Source organism: Paenibacillus sp. Soil787 (genome assembly GCF_001429545.1).
In the GTDB taxonomy this organism is placed as follows: Bacteria; Bacillota; Bacilli; order Paenibacillales; family NBRC-103111; genus Paenibacillus_E.
The window spans coordinates 241,110-263,474 of the sequence record NZ_LMSP01000012.1 but is presented as its reverse complement, the minus strand read 5'-3'; the positions used below and the strand labels follow the sequence as shown (position 1 = coordinate 263,474).

Annotated in this window: 21 protein-coding genes; 19 read left to right on the top strand and 2 right to left on the bottom strand. The window is 42.8% G+C overall.

The window, feature by feature from the left end:
• Window positions 1-54: 54 nt before the first annotated feature.
• From rimO to ASG93_RS13660, 16 genes are all read left to right on the top strand, one after another.
• A complete protein-coding gene (gene rimO, locus ASG93_RS13735) occupies window positions 55-1,383 on the top strand; it encodes a 30S ribosomal protein S12 methylthiotransferase RimO (protein ID WP_056832798.1) in 1,329 nt (442 codons plus the stop codon).
• Window positions 1,380-1,964, top strand: coding sequence for a CDP-diacylglycerol--glycerol-3-phosphate 3-phosphatidyltransferase (pgsA, locus tag ASG93_RS13730; RefSeq protein WP_056832796.1), 585 nt, complete (start codon window positions 1,380-1,382; stop codon window positions 1,962-1,964). Before rimO ends, pgsA begins: the two co-directional genes overlap by 4 nt.
• Before the next feature lie 116 nt (window positions 1,965-2,080).
• Window positions 2,081-3,331, top strand: coding sequence for a competence/damage-inducible protein A (locus ASG93_RS13725; protein WP_056832794.1), 1,251 nt, complete (start codon window positions 2,081-2,083; stop codon window positions 3,329-3,331).
• A 175-nt stretch (window positions 3,332-3,506) separates the two neighbouring features.
• Window positions 3,507-4,550 carry a recombinase RecA gene (gene recA, locus ASG93_RS13720; protein ID WP_056832791.1) on the top strand — a complete coding sequence of 348 codons (1,044 nt, stop codon included), beginning with the start codon at window positions 3,507-3,509 and terminating at the stop codon, window positions 4,548-4,550.
• Between the two features lie 76 nt (window positions 4,551-4,626).
• Window positions 4,627-5,319, top strand: a complete 693-nt coding sequence (locus ASG93_RS13715; protein WP_056832788.1) for a regulatory protein RecX — start codon at window positions 4,627-4,629, stop codon at window positions 5,317-5,319.
• A gap of 384 nt (window positions 5,320-5,703) precedes the next feature.
• Window positions 5,704-7,245, top strand: a complete 1,542-nt coding sequence (gene rny, locus ASG93_RS13710; RefSeq protein WP_056832786.1) for a ribonuclease Y — start codon at window positions 5,704-5,706, stop codon at window positions 7,243-7,245.
• A gap of 117 nt (window positions 7,246-7,362) precedes the next feature.
• Entirely contained in the window at window positions 7,363-8,157 is a 795-nt protein-coding gene (locus ASG93_RS13705; protein ID WP_029195281.1) for a TIGR00282 family metallophosphoesterase, read from the top strand.
• A gap of 113 nt (window positions 8,158-8,270) precedes the next feature.
• A complete protein-coding gene (locus ASG93_RS13700; RefSeq protein WP_028558349.1) occupies window positions 8,271-8,531 on the top strand; it encodes a stage V sporulation protein S in 261 nt (86 codons plus the stop codon).
• Between the two features lie 122 nt (window positions 8,532-8,653).
• On the top strand, window positions 8,654-9,595 hold the full coding sequence (locus tag ASG93_RS13695) for a dipeptidase (protein WP_056832784.1): 942 nt from the start codon (window positions 8,654-8,656) through the stop codon (window positions 9,593-9,595).
• A gap of 205 nt (window positions 9,596-9,800) precedes the next feature.
• Window positions 9,801-11,549, top strand: a complete 1,749-nt coding sequence (locus tag ASG93_RS13690; RefSeq protein ID WP_056832782.1) for a 2-oxoacid:acceptor oxidoreductase subunit alpha — start codon at window positions 9,801-9,803, stop codon at window positions 11,547-11,549.
• Entirely contained in the window at window positions 11,537-12,403 is an 867-nt protein-coding gene (locus ASG93_RS13685; protein WP_056832779.1) for a 2-oxoacid:ferredoxin oxidoreductase subunit beta, read from the top strand. The genes ASG93_RS13690 and ASG93_RS13685 overlap by 13 nt, the downstream gene beginning before the upstream one ends.
• Before the next feature lie 94 nt (window positions 12,404-12,497).
• Window positions 12,498-13,067 carry a phosphate propanoyltransferase gene (gene pduL, locus ASG93_RS13680; protein WP_056832777.1) on the top strand — a complete coding sequence of 190 codons (570 nt, stop codon included), beginning with the start codon at window positions 12,498-12,500 and terminating at the stop codon, window positions 13,065-13,067.
• A 138-nt stretch (window positions 13,068-13,205) separates the two neighbouring features.
• Window positions 13,206-14,675, top strand: coding sequence for a tRNA (N6-isopentenyl adenosine(37)-C2)-methylthiotransferase MiaB (gene miaB / locus ASG93_RS13675; protein ID WP_414858870.1), 1,470 nt, complete (start codon window positions 13,206-13,208; stop codon window positions 14,673-14,675).
• Window positions 14,676-14,784: 109 nt separating this feature from the next.
• Window positions 14,785-15,174 carry a RicAFT regulatory complex protein RicA family protein gene (locus ASG93_RS13670; RefSeq protein ID WP_056833477.1) on the top strand — a complete coding sequence of 130 codons (390 nt, stop codon included), beginning with the start codon at window positions 14,785-14,787 and terminating at the stop codon, window positions 15,172-15,174.
• 147 nt (window positions 15,175-15,321) lie between these two features.
• On the top strand, window positions 15,322-16,056 hold the full coding sequence (locus ASG93_RS13665) for a phosphonate ABC transporter ATP-binding protein (RefSeq protein WP_056833475.1): 735 nt from the start codon (window positions 15,322-15,324) through the stop codon (window positions 16,054-16,056).
• Window positions 16,053-16,541: a low molecular weight protein-tyrosine-phosphatase gene (locus ASG93_RS13660; protein ID WP_056832773.1), complete on the top strand. Its 489-nt coding sequence runs from the start codon at window positions 16,053-16,055 to the stop codon at window positions 16,539-16,541. The genes ASG93_RS13665 and ASG93_RS13660 overlap by 4 nt, the downstream gene beginning before the upstream one ends.
• Window positions 16,542-16,717: 176 nt before the next feature.
• Here the strand turns inward: ASG93_RS13660 and ASG93_RS13655 are convergent, their stop codons facing one another.
• Entirely contained in the window at window positions 16,718-17,116 is a 399-nt protein-coding gene (locus ASG93_RS13655) for a hypothetical protein (protein ID WP_056832771.1), read from the bottom strand.
• A gap of 89 nt (window positions 17,117-17,205) precedes the next feature.
• Complete coding sequence (locus tag ASG93_RS13650; RefSeq protein ID WP_056832768.1) at window positions 17,206-18,453, bottom strand: sensor histidine kinase; 1,248 nt, start codon at window positions 18,451-18,453, stop codon at window positions 17,206-17,208.
• A 213-nt stretch (window positions 18,454-18,666) separates the two neighbouring features.
• On the opposite strand from ASG93_RS13650, the gene ASG93_RS35085 reads away from it, so the two are divergent.
• The 3 genes from ASG93_RS35085 to ASG93_RS13640 all read left to right on the top strand — a co-directional run bounded on the left by ASG93_RS35085 (window position 18,667) and on the right by ASG93_RS13640 (window position 22,305).
• The gene (locus ASG93_RS35085; RefSeq protein WP_156410890.1) at window positions 18,667-18,843 is read left to right on the top strand and encodes a hypothetical protein; all 177 of its coding nucleotides are present in this window, start codon (window positions 18,667-18,669) and stop codon (window positions 18,841-18,843) included.
• A gap of 113 nt (window positions 18,844-18,956) precedes the next feature.
• A complete protein-coding gene (locus tag ASG93_RS13645) occupies window positions 18,957-19,967 on the top strand; it encodes a 2-oxoacid:acceptor oxidoreductase family protein (protein WP_056832766.1) in 1,011 nt (336 codons plus the stop codon).
• A 34-nt stretch (window positions 19,968-20,001) separates the two neighbouring features.
• Window positions 20,002-22,305: a thiamine pyrophosphate-dependent enzyme gene (locus tag ASG93_RS13640; RefSeq protein WP_056832764.1), complete on the top strand. Its 2,304-nt coding sequence runs from the start codon at window positions 20,002-20,004 to the stop codon at window positions 22,303-22,305.
• Window positions 22,306-22,365: the final 60 nt, after the last annotated feature.

The window sequence follows — 22,365 nt, the reverse complement described above, 5'->3', positions numbered from 1 at the left end:
TTGTATTATACTGGTAGGGAGTGTTTTTTAGGACTATTGGAGGTTGTTTCTTTCATGACAGAAAAGGTTAAAGTAGTTACTCTTGGATGCGAAAAGAATTTGGTCGATTCCGAGATTATGTCAGGATTAATTCATGGCCGTGGTTTTCAGCTTGTTGATAACAAGGAAGATGCCACTGTCATTATCGTGAACACTTGCGGGTTCATTGATGCAGCAAAAGAAGAATCCGTTAATACAATTTTGGATATGGCAGAACTAAAGCAAACAGCGAATCTCAAGGCGCTAATCGTCTCCGGATGTCTTACACAACGCTACAAAAAGCAGTTGATGGAAGAAATGCCAGAGATTGATGGCATCGTGGGTACCGGAGATTTCGATAAGATCAACCATATCGTAGATGAGGCGCTTCGCGGAAAGAAACCGGTCCTTGTAGGGAATCCGGTATTTAATTATGATGCGGATCTGCCAAGACTCATGACAACTCCACGATATACAGCCTATGTGAAAATTGCAGAAGGCTGCGATAACGCTTGTACATTCTGCAGTATTCCAATCATGCGAGGCAGCTTTAAAAGCAGAAGTATGGAGTCCATCGTTACGGAAGTAGCCAATCTTGCAGCTCAAGGCGTTAAAGAAATTAGTCTAATTGCGCAGGATTCCACGAATTATGGAACAGATCTTTATGATGGTTTCATGCTGCCTACCTTGCTGAATAAAGTAAGCGAAGTGGAAGGCATCGAGTGGGTGCGGCTGCACTATGCTTACCCTGGATTCTTTAGTGACGAATTGATTGCTGTTATGGCATCTAATCCGAAGGTATGTAAGTACATTGATATGCCGCTTCAACACAGTGAAGATTCTATTCTTAAAAGGATGCGTAGACCTGGCCGCCAGAAGGATACACGTGAACTGGTTCGTAAAATTCGTGAAGCGATTCCGGATGTAGCCCTACGTACCTCACTCATTGTAGGATTCCCAGGTGAAACTGAGCAGGACTTCGAAAACTTGAAACAATTTGTTCGCGATGTTCAGTTTGACCGTCTCGGTGTGTTTGCCTATTCCAAGGAAGATGATACACCAGCAGCACGTTTGCCGGACCAAGTTCCTGATGATGTAAAAGAGTATCGAGCGAACGCGATTATGGAAATTCAACGTGAGATATCAAATTTGCGTGGCGGACGCCGCATCGGGCAGGAAATCGACGTGCTAATCGAAAGATACGATGGCAGAAGTGATGTATATATTGGTCGTTCCCAATTTGATGCTCCTGAAATTGATGGAGAAGTATTCGTGTCGAATGCGAAGCTTAACATAGGTGAACTAGCTAAAGTTCGTATTACCCACTCTTACGAGTTTGACTTATCCGGGGAGGTAATTGCATGAACCTAGCTAATCGCATCACCGTGGCGAGGATTTTATTAGTACCTATTATCATGTTTTTTCTGTTGATTAAGGTGAAATTCCCTCATATACGGATAGAGGAATTTAGCATAACGTATAATCAAATTATTGCTGCTTTAATTTTCATTATTGCAGCGAGTACAGACAGTTTAGATGGTTACATTGCCAGAAAACGTAATCTTGTGACCAACTTGGGCAAGCTGCTTGATCCTTTAGCGGATAAGCTGCTTGTAACGGCTGTTCTCGTCTCATTAGTGGAAATGGGTAAAGTAGATGCTTGGATTGTCATTGTCATTATCAGTAGAGAGTGGGCTGTCACAGGACTTCGCCAAATTGCTCTATTGGAGGGTACCGTGATGGCGGCTAGCAAATGGGGAAAAGCGAAGACGGCAGCTCAGATTACAGCCATCATTGCACTACTTATCAATAATTTTCCTTTTACGTTTCTGCACTTCCCTTTTGATGTTATAGCTAGTTGGGTAGCAGCAATTATTACCGTGTATTCTGGTGTAGAGTACTTTGTAAAGAATAAGCATGTCATTGATTTTTCGGAAAAAGCTTAAAACTTACCTAATATAGGGATCTTTGGTCGTAGGCCAAAGTCTCTCCTCTAAACGCGGTCGCTCATCTTTAAATGGCCGAGGGTAGAGGTTTTCTCATTTTAAGGAGGGAACTAGGAATGAAAGCTGAAATTATCGCTGTTGGAACGGAACTTTTATTAGGCCAAATTGTAAATACGAATGCTCAATTTCTTTCCAGAGAATGTGCTGCGCTTGGTGTTGATATGTATTTCCAAACGGTCGTTGGTGATAATGAACAGAGATTGCTAGATAGCTTCAAATTAGCCGTTTCAAGAGCTGACGTCGTTATTTGTACGGGAGGTCTTGGACCTACGCAGGATGATTTGACGAAGGATGTGCTTGCTGCATTTATAGGTCGTGAATTGATTGTCCATGAGCCCTCTATGAAAACAATTACGGAGATGTTCGAGTCACGCGGGATCCATATGGTGGAAAGCAACAGACGACAAGCGATGATGATCGAGGGAAGTGATCCTTTACATAACGAAACAGGACTTGCAGTAGGTAATGCATTTACATACGGAGGGACACATTTCATTCTGCTGCCTGGCCCGCCCAAAGAAATGAAGCCAATGTTCACCAAGTATGCGGTTCCTTGGCTGCGTGCACGGATGACTAATGAGATTCCGCTTTATTCCAAAATGCTTAAATTTGCCGGCATCGGTGAATCTAACTTGGAACATCAATTACTTGATCTAATCCAAGCTCAAACGGACCCAACGATCGCTCCATATGCCAAAGAAAGCGAAGTGACGATTCGCTTAACAACACGTGCACAGACAGCTTCAGAAGGTGAACGGAATCTTCATGCGACCGAGCAAGAGATTAGAACGCGATTAGGAGAGCATCTTTATGCCGACCAAGATGTTCCTATCGAAACGATTGTGCTGCAATTGCTTGGCGAGAAGAACCAGACACTTACTGTGGCTGAAAGCTGCACAGGCGGCCTGCTAAGCGATTTGATTACTTCGGTACCGGGGAGTTCCCAATCTTTCCTTGGAGGGATTATTTGTTATTCTAATGCCTTGAAGCATAAGCTCCTTGGTGTTCCAATGGAAGTACTGGAAGGGGAGGGTTCCCCAGGTGCTGTTAGCAGCGAGACAGCGACCCTCTTAGCGGAGCAATTGATTACTGTGACCGGAAGTGACTTTGGTCTATCCGTCACGGGTGTAGCCGGTCCAAGTCCGTCTGAAGGCAAGCCTGTAGGACTGGTTTATATAGGTTTTGCTCAAAAGAACGCAGCAACAAGGGTTATTACTTTGCAGCTATCTGGTAATCGGGAGTCCATCAAGCATAGAGCAGCCAAAAATGCGCTCTATCAATTATGGAAACAGTTGAAAGATAGCTAGAGTTCGCATATAATAAGGCTAAGTGTTAACGGAAGAACCGTAGCAAAGCGATAACTTTGTTGCGGTTTTTTGTTTGTTCGCTAAAAAGTCGAATGTATGTTCGAAAAAATGCTTGGCAAACACCTGAAAACAAGTTATCATATACCTATAATGATAGAAGAAGGAAGTGAGTGTTTTGTCAGATCGTCGCGCAGCACTTGATAATGCTTTACGTCAAATTGAGAAGCAGTTCGGAAAAGGCTCCATTATGAAGCTTGGAGAATCTACACATATGCAAGTTGAAACGATTTCATCCGGCTCTCTTGCGCTTGATATCGCGCTTGGAATAGGTGGATTTCCACGCGGAAGAATTATTGAAGTATATGGACCTGAGTCTTCTGGTAAAACTACGGTAGCTCTGCATGCTATCGCAGAAGTACAGAAGAATGGTGGACAAGCAGCTTTTATCGATGCGGAGCACGCATTGGATCCTTCATATGCAAGCAAGCTTGGTATTAATATAGATGAGCTTCTACTCTCTCAGCCAGATACAGGTGAACAAGCACTTGAAATCGCTGAAGCATTAGTACGAAGTGGAGCTGTAGATATTATTGTTATTGACTCCGTAGCGGCATTAGTGCCTAAAGCAGAGATTGAAGGCGATATGGGTGATTCTCACGTGGGTCTTCAGGCTCGATTGATGTCCCAAGCACTTCGTAAGCTGTCTGGTGCGATCAACAAGTCCAAAGTTATCGCGATTTTCATTAACCAATTACGTGAAAAAGTTGGCGTTATGTTCGGTAACCCAGAGACAACACCTGGCGGCCGTGCACTCAAGTTCTACTCATCCGTTCGACTAGATGTTCGTCGTGTGGAAACCATCAAACAGGGTAATGATATGGTTGGTAACCGCACAAGAATTAAAGTCGTTAAGAATAAAGTAGCTCCGCCGTTTAAACAAGCAGAAGTAGATATTATGTACGGTGAAGGAATTTCACGCGAAGGCAGTATTATTGATATCGGAACAGAGATGGATATCGTTAATAAAAGCGGAGCTTGGTATTCGTATGAAGGTGAGCGTCTTGGTCAAGGCCGTGAGAATTCGAAGCAGTTTTTGAAAGATAACAAAAGTATCTCGGAAACGATTGAATTACGGATTCGAGAGAACAGTAATTTAATCAAAGCAATCCCTCTTAATGTTGACGAGGAAGATGATGAGTTGGAACCAGATTTCGAATAAGTTTTAATGATCATACATGAAAGCACCTTAAACCTTGTGTTAAGGTGCTTTTCTTCATTGAAGGAGTTGGTTAGTTTTGAATAGTGAAGAGCAACAACCATTGTTAATCATCACCAAGGTTGAGAAACAGAAGCGTGGTAAGCATCGATACAATATATTTCTAAATGAAGAATACGCATTCTCCGTTCATGAAGATATTTTAATCAAGCATCGGTTAAATAAAGGGGAAACCATACATCTCCAAGAAATCGAAAGTATAACGCTTGATGAGGAACAGAATATGGCTTATATAAAGGCAATAAGCATGATAGGCAGACGACCTCATTCATTAAGTGAAGTAAAACGTAAGCTGAAAGAGAAAGGATTCGAAGTGCCTATTATTGCATGGGCATGTGAGAAGCTAGTTCAGCAAAATTATATCAATGATGAGGAATTTGCGAAAATGTGGACAGATAATCGCATTATTTCGCAGCGAAAAGGTCGTAATCTCGTTCGACAAGAGCTTCAACAAAAAGGTATTGATAAAGAATTGGTCAAAAATGCCATGGAAACTATCGATCCTGAAGATGAGTTTGCAGGGGCAATGAAGTTGGGGCAAACGAAATGGAAGCAAACCTCAGGAAAGACTATGGATCGTAAAAGAAAGACGGGAGCTTTTCTTATGCGGAGAGGCTATACAGGTTCTATTGTTAACAAGGTTTTGGGTGTATTAAGCAGTGAATCGAGTGAAGAGGAATTTGAAATCTCAGATGACTCGTTCGATTATTAATGTCATTAATTATATGTTTTATTAGTTAATGACATTAAATATTATCTGGTGCTGGAAATAGTTATTCTGTCATCTCAGGGACATTCGCTTGACAAGCTTCTTCGACAAAAGATAAAATAACAGTGTATATTTTCATAATGTATTCAAAATCATACTTAATTCATTGATTTTGAGGGGACAGATGTAGAAACCGCCAATTTTTACACTGTTGATTATGGATTATTAGCACTATAGTGCCTCTAACGCACGGTGCGCATTCATTTAAAAGCCATGCTCTTAATAAGTAGGGTATGTATGACTAGTCAAACAATTAAAAATCGGATTAAAAAACCGAAGGGAATCCCAGGCTAACACCTTGGAGAAACCAACGAGGAGGTGAACAAGATGATGCCATTCATCTGGATCCTGATCATTCTCATTGTTGGAGCTGCATGCTTAGGGATTGGTTATTTTATCCGTAAATCTCTTGCAGAAGCGAAAATTTCCAGTGCTGAAACAGCCGCTGAACAGATTAGAGAATCTGCCAAGAAGGAAGCAGAAGCACTGAAAAAAGAAACGGTTCTGGAAGCAAAGGACGAAGTGCACAAACTGAGGTCCGAAGCTGAAAAAGACATTCGTGAACGTCGAAATGAAATTCAACGACAAGAAAGACGATTGTTGCAAAAAGAGGAATCGCTGGATAAAAAATTAGAATCTCTCGAGCGTAAAGAAGAGCAAGTTGCCAACAAAGAGAAGCGGATCGAGGATACACAATCACAAATTGATCAGCTTTATAAAAGCCAAGTTTCGGAGTTAGAGCGAATTTCTGGTCTTACAATGGATGAAGCTAAGAGTATCATTCTTACAAATGTAGAACAGGAAGTTCGTCACGAAACCGCACAGCTTATTAAAGAAATCGAACAGCAGGCCAAAGAAGAAGGCGATAAGAAAGCTCGTGAAATCATCACGCTCGCCATTCAACGTTGTGCTGCTGATCACGTTGCTGAAACAACCGTTTCAGTTGTATCACTGCCAAATGAAGAAATGAAAGGCCGAATCATCGGTCGTGAGGGACGTAATATTCGCGCTCTGGAAACATTGACGGGTATTGACCTTATTATTGATGATACGCCAGAAGCAGTTATTTTATCAGGATTTGATCCAATCCGACGCGAAATTGCTCGTACATCTTTAGAGAAGCTTGTTGCTGATGGACGAATTCATCCAGCACGCATTGAAGAGATGGTTGAGAAATCCCGTAAAGAAGTGGACGAACGTATTCGCGAATATGGGGAGCAAGCCACGTTTGAGGTTGGTGTACACGGATTGCATCCTGACTTGATCAAAATTTTGGGTCGCTTGAAATTCAGAACAAGTTACGGTCAAAACGTGTTGAAACATTCCATGGAAGTAGCTTATCTGGCTGGTCTGATGGCCGGGGAGCTCGGGGTAGACGTAACTTTGGCGAAACGTGCCGGGCTGCTTCATGACATCGGTAAGGCGCTAGACCACGAGGTTGAAGGATCTCATGTGGAAATCGGTGTTGAGATTGGTAAGAAGTACAAGGAGCATCCAGTCGTTATTAATAGTATTGCATCGCATCACGGTGATGTAGAAGCAACCTCTGTTATTGCGATGTTAGTAGGAGCTGCAGATGCTTTATCCGCAGCCAGACCTGGAGCACGCAGAGAGACGCTCGAAACGTATATTAAGCGTCTGGAGAAGCTTGAAGAGATTTCGGAATCCTTCGAAGGTGTTGAGAAATCATACGCCATTCAAGCAGGTCGTGAAGTACGCGTTATGGTTCAGCCGGAGAAAGTGGATGATACCGAAGCGTTCCGTCTAGCCCGCGATATTACGAAGAAAATCGAGGGTGAACTCGATTATCCAGGACATATTAAGGTTACGGTCATTCGTGAAACAAGAGCTGTTGAATACGCTAAATAAGATCCCAATGCGAAAAGTGGCTGATATAGCCACTTTTCCTTATTTTCAGGCTGGTCATTGAATCCATCAATTGCTCGTCTTTGCATCTTCGATTTATAAAGGAGTTATTAAATTGTTATGAAAATTGTATTTATTGGCGATATTGTAGGATCTGTTGGAAGAAAAGCGTTAAAAAATATTATGCCTAGACTAAAGCAAGCTCATCCTCACGCAGTGTTCATTGCTAATGGCGAGAATGCTGCCGCAGGAAAAGGGATTACAGCAGCTATCGCTAAAGAAATCTATGAGATGGGCATTCAGGCTCTGACAATGGGCAATCATACGTGGGACCAAAAAGAGATTTTTGATTTCATTGATCGTGACGAGAAGATGGTTCGACCCGCTAACTTTCCTCCAGGAACACCGGGTAGAGGACATACGGTTATTAAGGTCAAGGATCAAGAACTATTGATTATTAATTTGCAGGGACGCACATTTTTACCGCCGATTGATTGCCCATTTCGTAAAGTGGATGAAATTCTTGAAGCGGATAAGAAAAAACATAAATTTGTATTTGTTGATTTTCATGCGGAAGCAACTTCTGAGAAAATTGCGATGGGTTGGCATTTGGATGGAAAAGTGTCTGCAGTTGTCGGCACACATACACATGTACAAACGAATGATAACCGTGTTCTGCCGCAAGGAACAGCTTATGTAACCGATGTAGGGATGGTAGGGCCGCGCGATGGTATTCTTGGCGTTGAACGTAATGCTGTACTGCAAAAGTTCAAAACCCAGCTTCCAGTTCGTTTTGTAACCGACGAAGGCAAATGGCATTTCCATGCTGTCGTGATTGAATTGAACGATCAGACCGGTTTGGCAAAAGGAATTAACCTTATCCGTTATGATGAAGATCAAGTATTCATGGATTAGCAGATAATTCTAACTATTGCAAATATATAATTGAATACCATAGCATGTTTGTTAATCCTTGAGAATATGATGGGTAATGGAATCTATCCATCATTCCCGAGGAGGTACTATTCATGGATGTATTAAAAGTTTCAGCAAAATCCAATCCAAACTCCGTAGCAGGTGCATTGGCAGGTGTTTTGCGTGAGCGTGGAGCGGCGGAGCTCCAAGCTATTGGTGCAGGCGCCTTAAACCAAGCCATCAAAGCAGTAGCTATCGCAAGAGGATTTGTCGCGCCCAGTGGAGTTGACTTAATTTGTGTACCAGCCTTCACAGACATCGTGATTGACGGGGAAGATCGGACGGCCATTAAACTTATTGTAGAACCAAGGTAATTAAGCCGGATCATACTAAATACCTAGCCTGTTTACCTAGTAGACAGGTTTTTCACAATGCCTATCAAACCTCTGCTTAGGGGTTTTTGTGTTGTCTAGATGGTGTATAGGAGGCTGCAAAGATGAGAATAATGGATGGTCACTGCGATGCACTTACGAAATTGTATATGAACCCCAAGCTGGATTTCGATAAGGAAGAACAAGAGTTGGATGTTAATTATCCAAGGCTTAAGCAAGCCGGAGTTAAAGTTCAGTGTTTTGCTATCTACTTATCGGACTCTATTCAGCAGCCTACATTCGATCATATTTTGCAAATGATTGATTTATTTCATCGAAAAATTATACGTCATCCAGGCATGAAATTTATTCAAAATGTAGAAGACTGGCGTGCTGTTGAAGCAGGGGAACAGATTGGAGCTATTCTAACTCTTGAAGGTTTAGATGCTTTAGCTGGTAACATGACACATTTAAGGATTCTTCACCTTCTTGGAGTTAGAAGTATTGGCTTGACTTGGAACTATGCAAATTGGGCTGCAGATGGTGTTATGGAGCCGCGTAAAGGTGGTTTTACAAGAAAAGGCAAGCTGATGTTAAAAGAATTAGAAACTATGGGTATAATAGCAGATGTATCTCATTTATCCGTAGCGGCGTTCTGGGAATTGGTTGAGGTGTATTCGAAACCATTTATTGCCTCCCATTCGAACGCTCAAAAAGTATGTCCTCATCCAAGAAATTTATCAGACGATCAAATCAAAGCTATCATCCAGTGTCAAGGACTGATCGGGATTACGTTTGTTCCTTACTTTGTAGATAGCACGAATTTAGCTGTACCTGTTACGGCATTGCTGAAACATATTGATCATGTTTGTTCAATGGGCGGGGAAGGGCATATTGGCTTTGGATCGGATTTTGATGGGATCGAGCAATGGATGAAAGGCTTGAGACATGTCGGTCAATATGGAAATATAATAGAAGCTTTATGTAAAAACTATAAGGAAGCACAAGTGGAGGCATTCCTGTATGGAAATTGGCGGAATTTCATGCTCACCAATCTCCCGAAGTGAAAGCTATGAATCATTCTAATATTGATATGGATTCGATCTAAAAACTCTATGTTTTAGAATCGTTTAAACCCTTGCAATTTGGTCTGTAAAGGCATACAATTTTGGATGACAAGTGAAAGAAATTTTTTATAGCTTCATCTTAAATTACCACAAATTAGCTTTTTAAGTTCTTCATGCAGCTACAATCAAAAGGAGTGGACGTACGGTGATTAGTCAGTTATCTTGGAAAATCGGAGGTCAGCAGGGTGAAGGGGTCGAAAGTACAGACCGCATTTTCTCTACTGCATTGAACCGTCTCGGTTACTATTTGTATGGGTACCGTCATTTCTCTTCACGGATTAAGGGGGGACATACAAATAACAAGATTCGCATCAGCACTAAACCGATTCGCGCAATTTCAGACGATTTGGATATTTTGGTCGCTTTCGACCAAGAAAGTATCGATTTTAATGCACACGAACTTCGTGATAACGGTGTTATCGTTGCAGATGCTAAGTTTAACCCCGTTTTACCGGAAGGAATTAAAGCACGTTTGTTTCCAGTTCCAATTACAGCGATTGCAGAAGAGTTAGGAACTTCCTTATTTAAGAACATGGCCGCATCAGGCGCTTCTTGGGCATTGCTCGGTTTGCCGCTTGACGTGTTTAATAAAGCTGTTGAAGAAGAATTTGGCCGTAAAGGCGCAGCAGTTGTAGAAAAAAATATTGAAGCTGTTCGTAAGGGTGCAGAATCCGTTCTAGAGTTAGCCGGTGGACCTATCGCTGACTTCCAATTGGAACCAGCTGACGGCAACCAAAAATTGTTCATGATCGGTAACGATGCAATTGCTCTTGGAGCTGTAGCAGCAGGTTGCCGCTTTATGCCAGCTTATCCAATTACACCTGCATCTGAAGTCATGGAATACTTGCAAAAAGCACTTCCTAAATTAGGTGGTACTGTTATCCAAACCGAAGATGAAATTGCAGCATGTACAATGGCTATCGGCGCTAACTACGCTGGTGCTCGTGCGCTAACAGCATCTGCAGGTCCTGGTCTATCTTTGATGATGGAAGCCATTGGCCTTGCTGGTATGACTGAAACGCCTGTAGTTATCGTAGATACACAACGTGGTGGTCCAAGTACGGGTCTTCCAACGAAACAAGAGCAATCTGACTTGAACGCAATGGTATACGGTACACACGGAGAAATCCCAAAAATCGTTCTTTCCCCAAGCACAATTGAAGAGTGCTTCTACGATACAATTGAAGCTTTCAATCTTGCTGAAAAATATCAAGTTCCAGTCATTCTGATGACGGACCTACAGCTTTCCTTGGGTAAACAATCCGCAGAAATGCTAGATTACAACCGCATTGTGATTGATCGCGGAGCACTAGTTTCAGAAGCTCCTGAACAAGAAGCGAATCAATTGTTCAAACGCTATGAGTTCACTGAGAACGGTGTTTCACCACGTGTGATTCCTGGCGTGAAGAATGGTATTCACCATGTTACAGGTGTTGAGCATGACCAAACGGGGCGTCCTTCAGAAAGCACTGAAAACCGTCAACGTATGATGGATAAGCGTCTTGAGAAGCTAAAACACATTCAAGTAACAGATGCAATTAAATTCGACGCACCTCATGAGAATCCAGATCTTCTGATTATCGGAATGGGTTCCACTGGTGGAACGATCGATGAAGCAAGAAGCCGCGTTGAACTGGAAGGAATTAAGACAAATCACGCTACAGTGCGTTTGATTCATCCGTTCCCTGCAGAGCAGCTGAGACCTCTTGTTGAAAAAGCGAAAACAGTTATCGTTGTTGAAAACAACGCAACTGGACAATTAGCAGATCAAATTAAACTGCATGTTGGTCATGCAGATAAAATTAAAAACGTTCTTAAATACAACGGTAACCCATTCTTGCCAGCAGAAATTGAACAAAAATGTAAGGAGTTGACTTTAGCATGGCAACATTAAAAGACTTTCGTAACAATGTAAAGCCTAACTGGTGTCCTGGTTGCGGAGACTTCTCCGTACAAGCGGCAATTCAGCGTGCAGCAGCTAATGTTGGTTTAGAGCCTGAAGGTCTAGCAATCGTATCTGGTATCGGCTGTTCTGGTCGTATCTCTGGTTACATCAATGCTTATGGTTTTCACGGAATTCACGGTAGATCTTTGCCAATCGCACAAGGTGTGAAAATGGCTAACCGCGATTTGACAGTTATCGCTTCAGGCGGTGACGGCGACGGCTTCGCTATCGGTATGGGACATACTGTACATGCGATTCGTCGTAACATTGATGTAACATACATCGTAATGGATAACCAAATCTACGGTTTGACAAAAGGTCAAGCATCCCCACGTAGTGCGGAAGGTTTCAAAACGAAAAGCGTTCCATCAGGTACAATTGAGTCAGCAATCTCACCTTTAGAAGTTGCTATGGCTGCCGGTGCTTCTTTCGTAGCACAATCGTTCTCCAGTAACTTGAAACAGTTAACGGCTGTTATCGAAGCTGGTTTGAATCACAAAGGTTTCTCTTTGATTAACGTATTTAGCCCATGCGTAACTTTCAATAAAGTAAACACGTATGACTGGTTCAAAGAGAACATCGTGGATCTGGATGAAATTCCTGATTATGATTACACAAACCGTGTGATGGCAATGACCAAAATCATGGAAACAAACTCCATGCTGACGGGCATTATCTATCAAAACAAAGAGAAAAAGAGCTATGAAGATTCCATTCCAAGCTTTGCTAAAGAAGGACTTGCGAAACAAGACCTTAAGCTTTCGGAAGCTGATTTCAGTAAAATGCTTACTGAATTCAAATAATAGTTATACCTTGAAGGCATATGGAGATTTTCCGTATGCCTTTTTTGCTGAGCGGCAATAATGGCTACTATTACAAAGTTAAAGGATGGATACTATGAAAACAATCCCTGTAGGAGTTTCAGCTAGACATATACATCTATCTCCAGCTCATATCGACGTTTTATTTGGTAAGGGATATGAATTGACGACGTTTAAAGATCTCTCACAACCAGGGCAATTTGCTGCGCAAGAAACGGTTGCGATTGTTGGGCCAAAATGTAAGATCGAGAAAGTGCGTATTCTTGGACCCGCTCGTCCTAGTACACAAATTGAAGTATCGCGAACGGATGCTTTTTCTTTAGGGATAAGCCCGCCGGTACGTGAATCCGGACAGATAGAGAACACTCCTGGCCTCCGTGTCATTGGTCCACAGGGTGAGATAGATCTAGAGCAAGGCGTAATTGTCGCGGCTAGACATATTCACTTTCATACTTCGGATGCTGTGAAATGGGGTATTCAAGATAAACAGCTTCTGCGTGTCAAAGTGAAGGGAGAACGACCGTTGATTTTCGAGAATGTCATTGCGCGCGTATCTGATCACTATGCATTAGACATGCATATTGACACGGATGAGGGTAATGCTGCTGGTGTGAAAACTGGCGATTTAGCTGAAATAATTGATTAGTTATGTAAGTAAATATTCATATATATGCTAATTTCTTTTTGTACTATGTAGGCTTGTGATGCTATAATAAAAGTTGCGTCAGTTTACTACTGCAAAACTCTACGAAAACTCTTAGGAGGAAAGAAATTGGCTAACCAAGTGAAATCCGACAAGGATTATTCCCAATATTTTCAGCCTCCTTCACTGACAGATGCAAAGAAGCGCGGAAAAGAAGAGATCGCCGTACACTATGACTTCACCATTCCTGAGGACATGCAGGAGTTCGGCAAAGATAAATATTATTTGATTCGCACTTACGGATGTCAGATGAATGAGCATGATACAGAAGTAATGAAGGGTTTACTCGAGCAAATGGGCTATCAACCGACAGAGGACAAGTACCAAGCAGATGTTATTCTGCTCAACACTTGTGCGATAAGGGAGAATGCCGAAGACAAGGTGTTCGGTGAGCTTGGCCATTTAAAAGCGCTGAAAGCACAGAAACCGGGCCTTGTACTGGGTGTTTGTGGTTGTATGTCGCAGGAAGAAGCGGTCGTGAATCGAATTATGCAAAAGCATGCTTTTGTAGATTTGATATTCGGAACGCACAATATTCATCGACTTCCGTCTCTTTTAAAGGATGCCTTCTATAACAAGGAAATGGTCGTTGAGGTTTGGTCCAAAGAAGGCGATATCGTTGAAAATTTACCAAAAAAACGTGAGGGAATCCGTGCTTGGGTGAACATCATGTTCGGCTGCGATAAGTTCTGTACATACTGTATAGTTCCTTATACGCGGGGTAAAGAGAGAAGTCGCCGACCACAAGACGTGCTAGCTGAAGTTAGGGACTTGGCTCGGCAAGGGTTTCAGGAAATTACGCTGCTTGGACAGAATGTTAATGCCTATGGTAAAGATTTTGAGGATATTACGTATTCATTCGCTGATTTGATGGACGATATTCGTAAAATTGATGTGCCGCGCATTCGCTTTACTACTTCACATCCAAGAGATTTTGATGATCGCTTGATTGAAGTACTAGGTAAACGCGGTAATCTTGTAGAGCATATTCATCTGCCAGTTCAATCGGGTAATACCGAGGTTCTGAAAAGAATGAGCAGAAAGTATTCCAGAGATCATTATTTACAGTTGGCCCGTAAAATTAAAGAAACAATGCCTGATGTCGTTCTGACAACAGATATTATTGTTGGTTTTCCAGGTGAAACGGATGAGCAGTTCGATGAGACCATGTCTCTTTATGAGGAAGTAGGCTTCGATTTCGCGTTTACATTTATTTATTCGCCGCGAGAAGGTACGCCTGCTGCCGATATGGAAGATAATGTACCGATGGAAGTAAAGAAACAACGACTTTATCGGTTGAATGAGCTTGTTAATAAACACAGTAAAGCGAGCAATGAGAGATTGTTAGATCAGACCGTTGAAGTACTTGTTGAAGGTGAAAGCAAGAATAATGCTGATGTACTAGCTGGTCGCACGCGGACGAATAAATTGATTCATTTTACTGGTGATAAGTCTTTAATCGGTCAAATGGTTGAAGTGGAAGTTACGCATGCACAGACATGGATTTTGAAGGGTGAGATTGTTCACAAGCCCATGAAAATGTCCATATAATTTGAAGTTGAAAGAGATAGGAGCGTGTTTAGAAGTGTCCCAATGTGAACATAAACATAACGATAATGAGCCTCATGCTTTTAAAGTAGAGGAGTTTACAAATACGGAAATGATCGTTCGCGAAGATATTTTAACCAAAGCGAAGGAATTGGCTGAATTGTTAACGACTTCGAATGAGGTACAATTTTATCAAAAGGCTGAGAAGCAAATCGCTACGAATCCTGATATCCAAGTGCTCATTAGTGCGATCAAAAAGAAACAGAAGGAAGTCGTTGCTTTCGAGACTTTCCAAAATGCTAAAATGATCGAGAAAATTGAGAATGAGATTGAAGTGCTGCAGGATCAATTAGACGAGATTCCGATTGTGAATGAATTTAAGCAAACGCAAGAGGATATCAATTATCTATTGCAGCTTGTTATGTCGGTCATTCGTGATACGATTTCGGATAAAATAAATGTAGAAGCAGGTACGGCGGAAGCTCCGACATCTTGCGATTAAGATAACGTCCTCTGGGAATTAGAAAATCGCCCTCTACTCAGGCTTGCTGCTTGAAATGAGTGGCGATTTTTTCCCAAAAGGGCAGCTTATGAAATGAGTCTTTCGATCGGAAAGACGGAAGAAGACTTACTCGAAGGAGACATTGTCATGCTTACAGTTCGTAATTTAAGTAAAGTATATCCTCCGGACAATCAGGTACTTTCACAAGTGAGCTTTCAAGTTGATGAAGGCGAATTCATTGCGGTTATTGGGGGAAGTGGAAGTGGGAAAACCACGTTACTTCGCTGTATCAGCCATCAAGAGAAATGGACAAGTGGTCAGTTGATCTATAACTCCATCGATATATCGAAGCCAGGTCCATTCGAACGCTTCAAATTAGGTAGAGATTTCGCATTTCTTGAAGAAAAACCTGCCTTGAATCGAAATAAAAGCGCTGTCAAGAATGTCATGATGGGTCGTGTCTATCAAGCTCCTCTGCGTATTTTGACTGGTATGACTTCAAGAGATGAACATGTGGACAGCATGGATTATTTGGAAAAAGTGGGGTTGCTTGATAAGGGTGATAAGAAGGTTGGCCAGCTAAGCGGCGGTGAGCAGCAGCGTGTTGCTATTGCTAAAGCGCTAATTCTTGGACCCAAAGTACTTGTCGCGGATGAACCTGTCTCTGGACTTGATCCAAAATCAACGGAATATATCTTGCAGGATTTGAAATCGCTTTGCAAAGATCGTAATATGAGCGTCATTGCTACTTTGCACCAAGTTGAGCTTGCGGAGAGATATGCCACTCGCATTTGGGGACTCTCAGAAGGTAAAATTGTGCTGGATATTCCGGCTAGGTCACTCACCATGCGTGAAAAAAAGCTCATCTTTGGTGAAGTATGATCCAGGTCTTATTCGTTTGCTTAGGAAATATATGCCGTTCTCCCATGGCTGAAGCTGTTTTTCGTCATCAGGTCAAAATGGCGGGTCTCGATGCTGTAATTGCTATTGATTCTGCCGGAACCGGTGATTGGCACATCGGACACCCCCCACATCAAGGAACTAGGGACATATTGGATCAGCAACAAATTAATCGTGAGGGTCTAAAGGCAAGGCAAGTTAAGTCCAATGACTTTGTACAATTTACATATATAATTGCGATGGATGAGAGTAATGTAACGAATCTGGCATCGTTTGCTCCTGCTTTAGCTTTAGTAGAAGGTGAGAAACGAGCTGCCATTCATAAATTGCTGGATTTTGCACCTGATCGCTCTAATAAAGATGTTCCAGACCCCTATTACACGGGTAATTTTCAAGAGGTGTACGAAATGGTAGAAGAGAGCTGTGAACGTTTACTAGCCTTTATTGTCGAGAGCGAAAATCTGTAAGATGACCTCTTAGGAAACAAGGATAAACGACTCCGTCGTCCTTTAGGGACGAGCGCGTTTGTCAAGGTAGATGCGAAGCAAAAGTATAAAATTTATACTTTCTTATCTACTAATAAAAGCAAGGGTTAGAAAAGAGTTTTTTCTTTTCACCCTTGCTTTTTTGTAGTGGAGTAGTATTAAAATATGGTTATACCGACGAGCTGAATATATTCAGATATGACTTTGAGCATACTCGGATGGATGGGAATGATGATATCGGTTGGCCCTATTTCGAACAGCCCACTGCGGTTATGGACGGTTGCTGCTTGGACATAAATGCGGAAGTAATCAGAACCCGGAGCTACATGTGTGAATTCTCGATTGGCTGATCGCGAGTTTACGAAGGTGACAGCTTTGAGAGCAGATTTATCGTATGGAATAATGCTGATTATATGTTCCAACTTGAAATAATAATTAATGTGAGGTTTGTGAAGGATCAACTCTTTGGATGAGACGGTAAGACCGAAATCCCTCTTCTTATGCGACATTTTCAAGTCGCCCTCAAGTGATTTAATCGGAATGAAATCTGAATTCATAGTAAAGCCCTCCTAACCAGCCATGATGACCGCTTGTCTTAACAGAATAGCACAGATCATCAAGGTTGTTAATGGAGGGTGCTGGGTGCTCACTTTTGCTGAAATAAAATGGAACATTGGGTGCCTTGGTTTATATGGCTGGAGAAGGAGATTTTTCCGTTCATCATTTTGATAATGCTCATGACCACGACGAGTCCAAGTCCAGTTCCTTGTTCTTTGGTCGTGTAAAATGGCATACCGATTGAATTTAATTGCTGTTTACTCATTCCAACACCAGTGTCAGAAATAGAAATTTGAACGGCATTAGGCAGTTTACTGGTGTTTAATGAAATTTTACCGCCGTTAGGCATGGACTCAATCGCATTTTTAATCAGATTCATCAAGCATTGGCGCAGCTTTTTGGATTCACCTAGGATGTAAAGGGGTTCTTCATTTTCATGACTAGTATGGATAGCAACCTGGTGATCTGTAGCAAAAGGCGTGATGAAACGCAGCATGGCTTCTATCTCTTCTTTGAGTTCTAATTGTTCCTGCAAGTTAGAAGATGGCTTGGCATAGTTTAAGTAATCACCGAGGATGGCGTTCGCCTGATCCACTCCTGACAATGCGAGGTCGACATAGCGTTTGTGATCCATGAAGGAAAGCTCTTTCTGATCCAGCAATTGAAGAAAGCCTCTTGTTGATGTGAGCGGATTACGAATTTCATGAGAAATGGTGGCTGCAAACTGGCCGAGCATTCGATCCTTTTCCAATGCGACAAGTCTCTGTTTGTGCATCTCATGCTTTTTCACAAAAAATTGTAAGTATGTAATCATCCAAAGTGAAAAAAAGGAAAAAATTACGGTGTATACAGCATACATCGTGATATGAGATTGTATGTATAGCGCTAGAAGCGCATACAATACTTCGTACACGAGCAGCATAGCCGTTGCATGTGTTAATTTCATCCTGAGTGTTAGTTGACTTATCGTATTTCTGAAGAGAAATCCAACTAATAATAGAACAGCACTGCTTATTAAAGCGGGTTGCCAGTAGTAATTCAGGACGACCATACAGCCTATGTTAAATAAGGTACAGGTTATAAAAGCTGGTATGAAGCCGACATACAGAAGCATAGCAATCAAGCTGATCGGAAATAAATGGAGGGAATAAATGAAGGGATCAATGTCTTCAAATTTCCAATACAAAAAGATGAGTATGATTAAAATAATTGCGAATAGAAACCTACGCTGATATTCTTTGTAAATGAAAATTGGGGTAAGAACTAGATGGATTAATATAGCACTCATGATGTAGAAGAGACCATGTAGTTCATTGGAAATGATTGAATGGAACAAATGAATGCCATCCTTTCCGCTGTCCGACAGTATCTTTTTTATTTCTACATTATCTCACAAAAACTGACCTTATCAAGGGAAATGGGACATTTCGAATGCTAAAGATTTGATAAAGACTTATGGTGTTATTCCTATAAACCGCGGTATAATAAAGGAACACGACGATGCAAGCGTTTACAATCTAAGTTGCTTGGCTAACAAGGAGAGATGAGAATGCGGGCGTGCTCACAGGTTTGCGGTGTTGTCTTTAATCCGATTGATGATGATTATGTGGACGTATGTGAGGATTGTGAGGATGCCGAGAAGGATAATTCTGCTCAAGACGAGCATGCAGGGCCGAGAAGTTACTATTTGGGAGGGTGCGGCCTTATCATCGATTATTTGCTATGAATGGACCGTTCAAAAAAAGGTTGATTACCAGAGATTTATTGTTACAATGAGAGTAGATTTACTATTCATACTATTCATTCTTTATGCAGTTCATTTTTGAAAGGAGACCTGGTATGGTAACTTTACCTAAATTGAACGATCTCGGTTTTTTTGAGATTAGACTGGAATCCATCGGTGGACTCGGCGCAAATCTAGCGGGTAAGATGCTGGCGGAAGCGGGAGTCGTAGGGGTGGGTTTGAACGGGGTTAGCTTTTCTTCCTATGGTTCTGAGAAGAAAGGTTCGGCAGTGAAAGCACATATTAGATTTTGTGACATGGATACGAGAATTCGAGATACTTCACCGGTTGAACGACCGCATGTTGTGGGTGTTTTTCATGAATCGCTTTCCAAAACTGTAAACGTTATCAGTGGCATCTACGAAGATAGTACAGTACTTGTAAATTCGACAAAAACACCGGATGAGTTGAAGGAAAAGATGAAGCTCCGGGGCGGTACAATTGCCGTTATCGATGCCATTGGAATTTCGCTAGAAGAGAAGAACCGTGTGAATATGGCGATGCTTGGCGCGCTGTTCCGGTTATGTGATTTCCTTGATCCCGATGTCATGAGAGGCGTTATTCGTAAATCATTAGAAAAGAAATATCCGCTTGCTGTTGCACCCGCCTTACGAACTTTTGACCGCGGTTACAATGAAGTTAAGTTCCAAACGTATGCGCTTCCAGAAGGGGAAACGATGCCCGATTTTGTTCGTTTCGATACGCCGGTTCTTGGCTATGAAACGCAGTCCATTGGGGGCGTCATTACGAATCCCGGAAACAGCATTCTGAAAGATTTAAGCATTTCACGTGCGGGGATGATGCCGCATTTCCATGAAGATAAATGTATCCACTGTGCTTCCTGTGATAATGTTTGTCCGGATTTCTGTTTCGTTTGGGATGAACTCCCCGACAAGAAAGGGCGGCCTCAAATGTTCTTACAGGGCATTGACTATCAATATTGTAAAGGTTGCCTTAAATGTGTACAGGCTTGTCCGACCGAAGCGCTCACTAATGAGCGAGAAGAAGATGGTTATGCGGACTTACATCGCATGCCGCATCGTTTCAATCTGGCTGTAAACTCTTAGAGAGTATTTATAGGAGAAGGGTGGAACTACTCGCATGTCCATTGATATCAAGAAGGAACTAGGGCAAGCCAAGGTCGAACAGCGCATTGTATATGAATCAGGTAACGAGATGGCGGCATATGCGGCTCATCAAATAAATTATCATGTAATGGGATACTTTCCGATATCTCCATCTACGGAGGTTGCCCAATTTCTAGATCTTATGAAGTCCAACGGACAGCATGATATTGTGCTCATTCCAGCAGACGGTGAACATGGTTCGGCAGGGATATGTTATGGCGCTTCAACTGCTGGCGGCCGCGTATTTAACGCGACTAGCGCCAACGGTTATTTGTACATGTTGGAACAAATGCCGGTACAATCTGGGACACGCTTTCCCATGGTAATGAATTTGGTATGCCGCTCCGTCTCCGGACCGCTAAATATTCATGGGGATCACTCTGACTTGTATTATGCTTTGAATACGGGTTGGCCGATTGTGATGTGTCGGGACCCGCAAGCGGTCTATGACATGAATATCATAGCTTTAAAACTGGCGGAAGATCCGGAAGTTCGTTTGCCGGTTTTGGTTGCATCGGACGGCTATTTCACGTCCCACCAAAAGCGTAGAGTTCAAACGTTCGCGCATCGTGAGGATGTGCATGCATTCATCGGAGAGAAGCCACAGGGCTTCCCGGATACGCTGGATCGTAATAATCCGATTACCGTAGGTCCTTATATGAATGAGCCGGATTATATCAATAACTGCTATCAGCAGTCCATGGCCATGTACAACGCAGAAGGTGTTTATGATCGTATTCGGCAGGAATACGCTGAGCTGACGGGCCGTGATTATCCGATTCTTGAGCTATATCGGATGGAGGACGCGGAAGTCGCGGTGTTCTTGATGAATTCGGCTTCCGAAATCATCAAAGACGTCGTCGACCAGCTCCGCGAGAAGGGCATTAAGGCCGGATCGATCGCGCCGAATATCATCCGTCCATTCCCAGCAAAGCAGATCGCTGAAGCTTTGCAGCATGTGAAGGCGATCACGGTTGGCGATCGCGCGGATTCCTATGGCGGCCATGGCGGCAATATGGTCAACGAAATTAAAGCGGCGCTGTTCACACATGGGAACAGAGATACGCTTGTCATAAGCCGAATCTACGGCTTAGGTGGCAAGGACTTTTATGCCGAAGATGGGCATAATTTGTTCCAGTTTGCCATTGACGCTGTACAAAGCGGCAAGGTGGAAGTTCCTTTCGATTACTACGGCCACACACCGGGTGATCCTTTGAAAGCGCCGAAGCGGGTGTTGACGCCGATGAAGTATGAGGATCTTAAGACGGGACTCATCACAGTAACACCGGATGAGAGCACGGGCAAGCTGAATGTACGTATTCCGCCACTACGGGCACTGACGAAGAAACCGAAGCGTATTGCTCCGGGGCACGGCGCGTGTCCAGGCTGCGGTATTTTCTCCGGCTTGGAGCTGTTTTTCAAAGGGATTGAAGGCGATATTGTCTCGATCTTCCATACAGGCTGTGCCATGGTTGTAACGACGGGTTATCCGTATTCGGCGCACAAAGCGACGTATATTCATAATCTGTTCCAGAACGGCGCAGCGACCCTCTCAGGGGTTGTGGAGATGTTCTGGGAGCGCAAGCGTCGTGGCGAGCTCGACCATTTGGGTTTGAAGGACGATTTCACCTTCGTAATGATCACGGGTGACGGCGGAATGGATATAGGCATGGGACCAGCGATCGGAGCGGCATTGCGCAATCATAAAATGATTATTCTCGAGTACGATAACGAGGGATACATGAATACGGGTGCGCAGTTGTCATATTCGACGCCAATGGGGCATCGCACTTCGACTTCGAACGTAGGGAAACATCAGGGTGGTAAAGTGTTCCATCACAAGGATACAGCGCAAATTATGGCTGCTACCCATATTCCGTATGTATTTACGGGGTCGGAAGCGTATCCGCAGGATCTTGTGAAGAAAGCCGCGAAAGCACAATGGTACGCCCAAAATGAGGGGTTGGTATATGGGAAAATTCTCATTGCCTGTCCGCTGAACTGGCTGTCGGATGACCAGGAAGGCTCTAATATCGTTGGAGCTGCGGTAGATTCCTGCTTCTTTCCGCTCTATGAAGTAGAGCACGGGGTTACGTCCATTACGTATAACCCGGAGGATAAGAGCAAGAAGATTCCACTGTCGGATTGGCTCAAGACGATGGGGAAAACGAAGCATATGACGAAGCCCGAGTATGAAGGTTCCCTGAAATCGTTCGAGACGGAAGTTGAGCGTCGCTGGAATATGTTAAAAGCGAAGCATGAGAATGCTTATTTATAAGTCGTCATCATAAAATTTAAGGCACATTCACCTCTGTGGTGAACGTGCCTTTTTATCGGA

Coding starts and splice junctions, on each gene's coding strand:
- rimO (WP_056832798.1), top strand. CDS start 55: ATGACAGAAAAGGTTAAAGTAGTTACTCTTGGATGCGAAAAGAATTTG.
- pgsA (WP_056832796.1), top strand. CDS start 1,380: ATGAACCTAGCTAATCGCATCACCGTGGCGAGGATTTTATTAGTACCT.
- ASG93_RS13725 (WP_056832794.1), top strand. CDS start 2,081: ATGAAAGCTGAAATTATCGCTGTTGGAACGGAACTTTTATTAGGCCAA.
- rny (WP_056832786.1), top strand. CDS start 5,704: ATGATGCCATTCATCTGGATCCTGATCATTCTCATTGTTGGAGCTGCA.
- ASG93_RS13705 (WP_029195281.1), top strand. CDS start 7,363: ATGAAAATTGTATTTATTGGCGATATTGTAGGATCTGTTGGAAGAAAA.
- ASG93_RS13700 (WP_028558349.1), top strand. CDS start 8,271: ATGGATGTATTAAAAGTTTCAGCAAAATCCAATCCAAACTCCGTAGCA.
- ASG93_RS13695 (WP_056832784.1), top strand. CDS start 8,654: ATGAGAATAATGGATGGTCACTGCGATGCACTTACGAAATTGTATATG.
- ASG93_RS13685 (WP_056832779.1), top strand. CDS start 11,537: ATGGCAACATTAAAAGACTTTCGTAACAATGTAAAGCCTAACTGGTGT.
- pduL (WP_056832777.1), top strand. CDS start 12,498: ATGAAAACAATCCCTGTAGGAGTTTCAGCTAGACATATACATCTATCT.
- ASG93_RS13670 (WP_056833477.1), top strand. CDS start 14,785: ATGATCGTTCGCGAAGATATTTTAACCAAAGCGAAGGAATTGGCTGAA.
- ASG93_RS13665 (WP_056833475.1), top strand. CDS start 15,322: ATGCTTACAGTTCGTAATTTAAGTAAAGTATATCCTCCGGACAATCAG.
- ASG93_RS13660 (WP_056832773.1), top strand. CDS start 16,053: ATGATCCAGGTCTTATTCGTTTGCTTAGGAAATATATGCCGTTCTCCC.
- ASG93_RS13655 (WP_056832771.1), bottom strand. CDS start 17,116: ATGAATTCAGATTTCATTCCGATTAAATCACTTGAGGGCGACTTGAAA.
- ASG93_RS35085 (WP_156410890.1), top strand. CDS start 18,667: ATGCGGGCGTGCTCACAGGTTTGCGGTGTTGTCTTTAATCCGATTGAT.
- ASG93_RS13645 (WP_056832766.1), top strand. CDS start 18,957: ATGGTAACTTTACCTAAATTGAACGATCTCGGTTTTTTTGAGATTAGA.
- ASG93_RS13640 (WP_056832764.1), top strand. CDS start 20,002: ATGTCCATTGATATCAAGAAGGAACTAGGGCAAGCCAAGGTCGAACAG.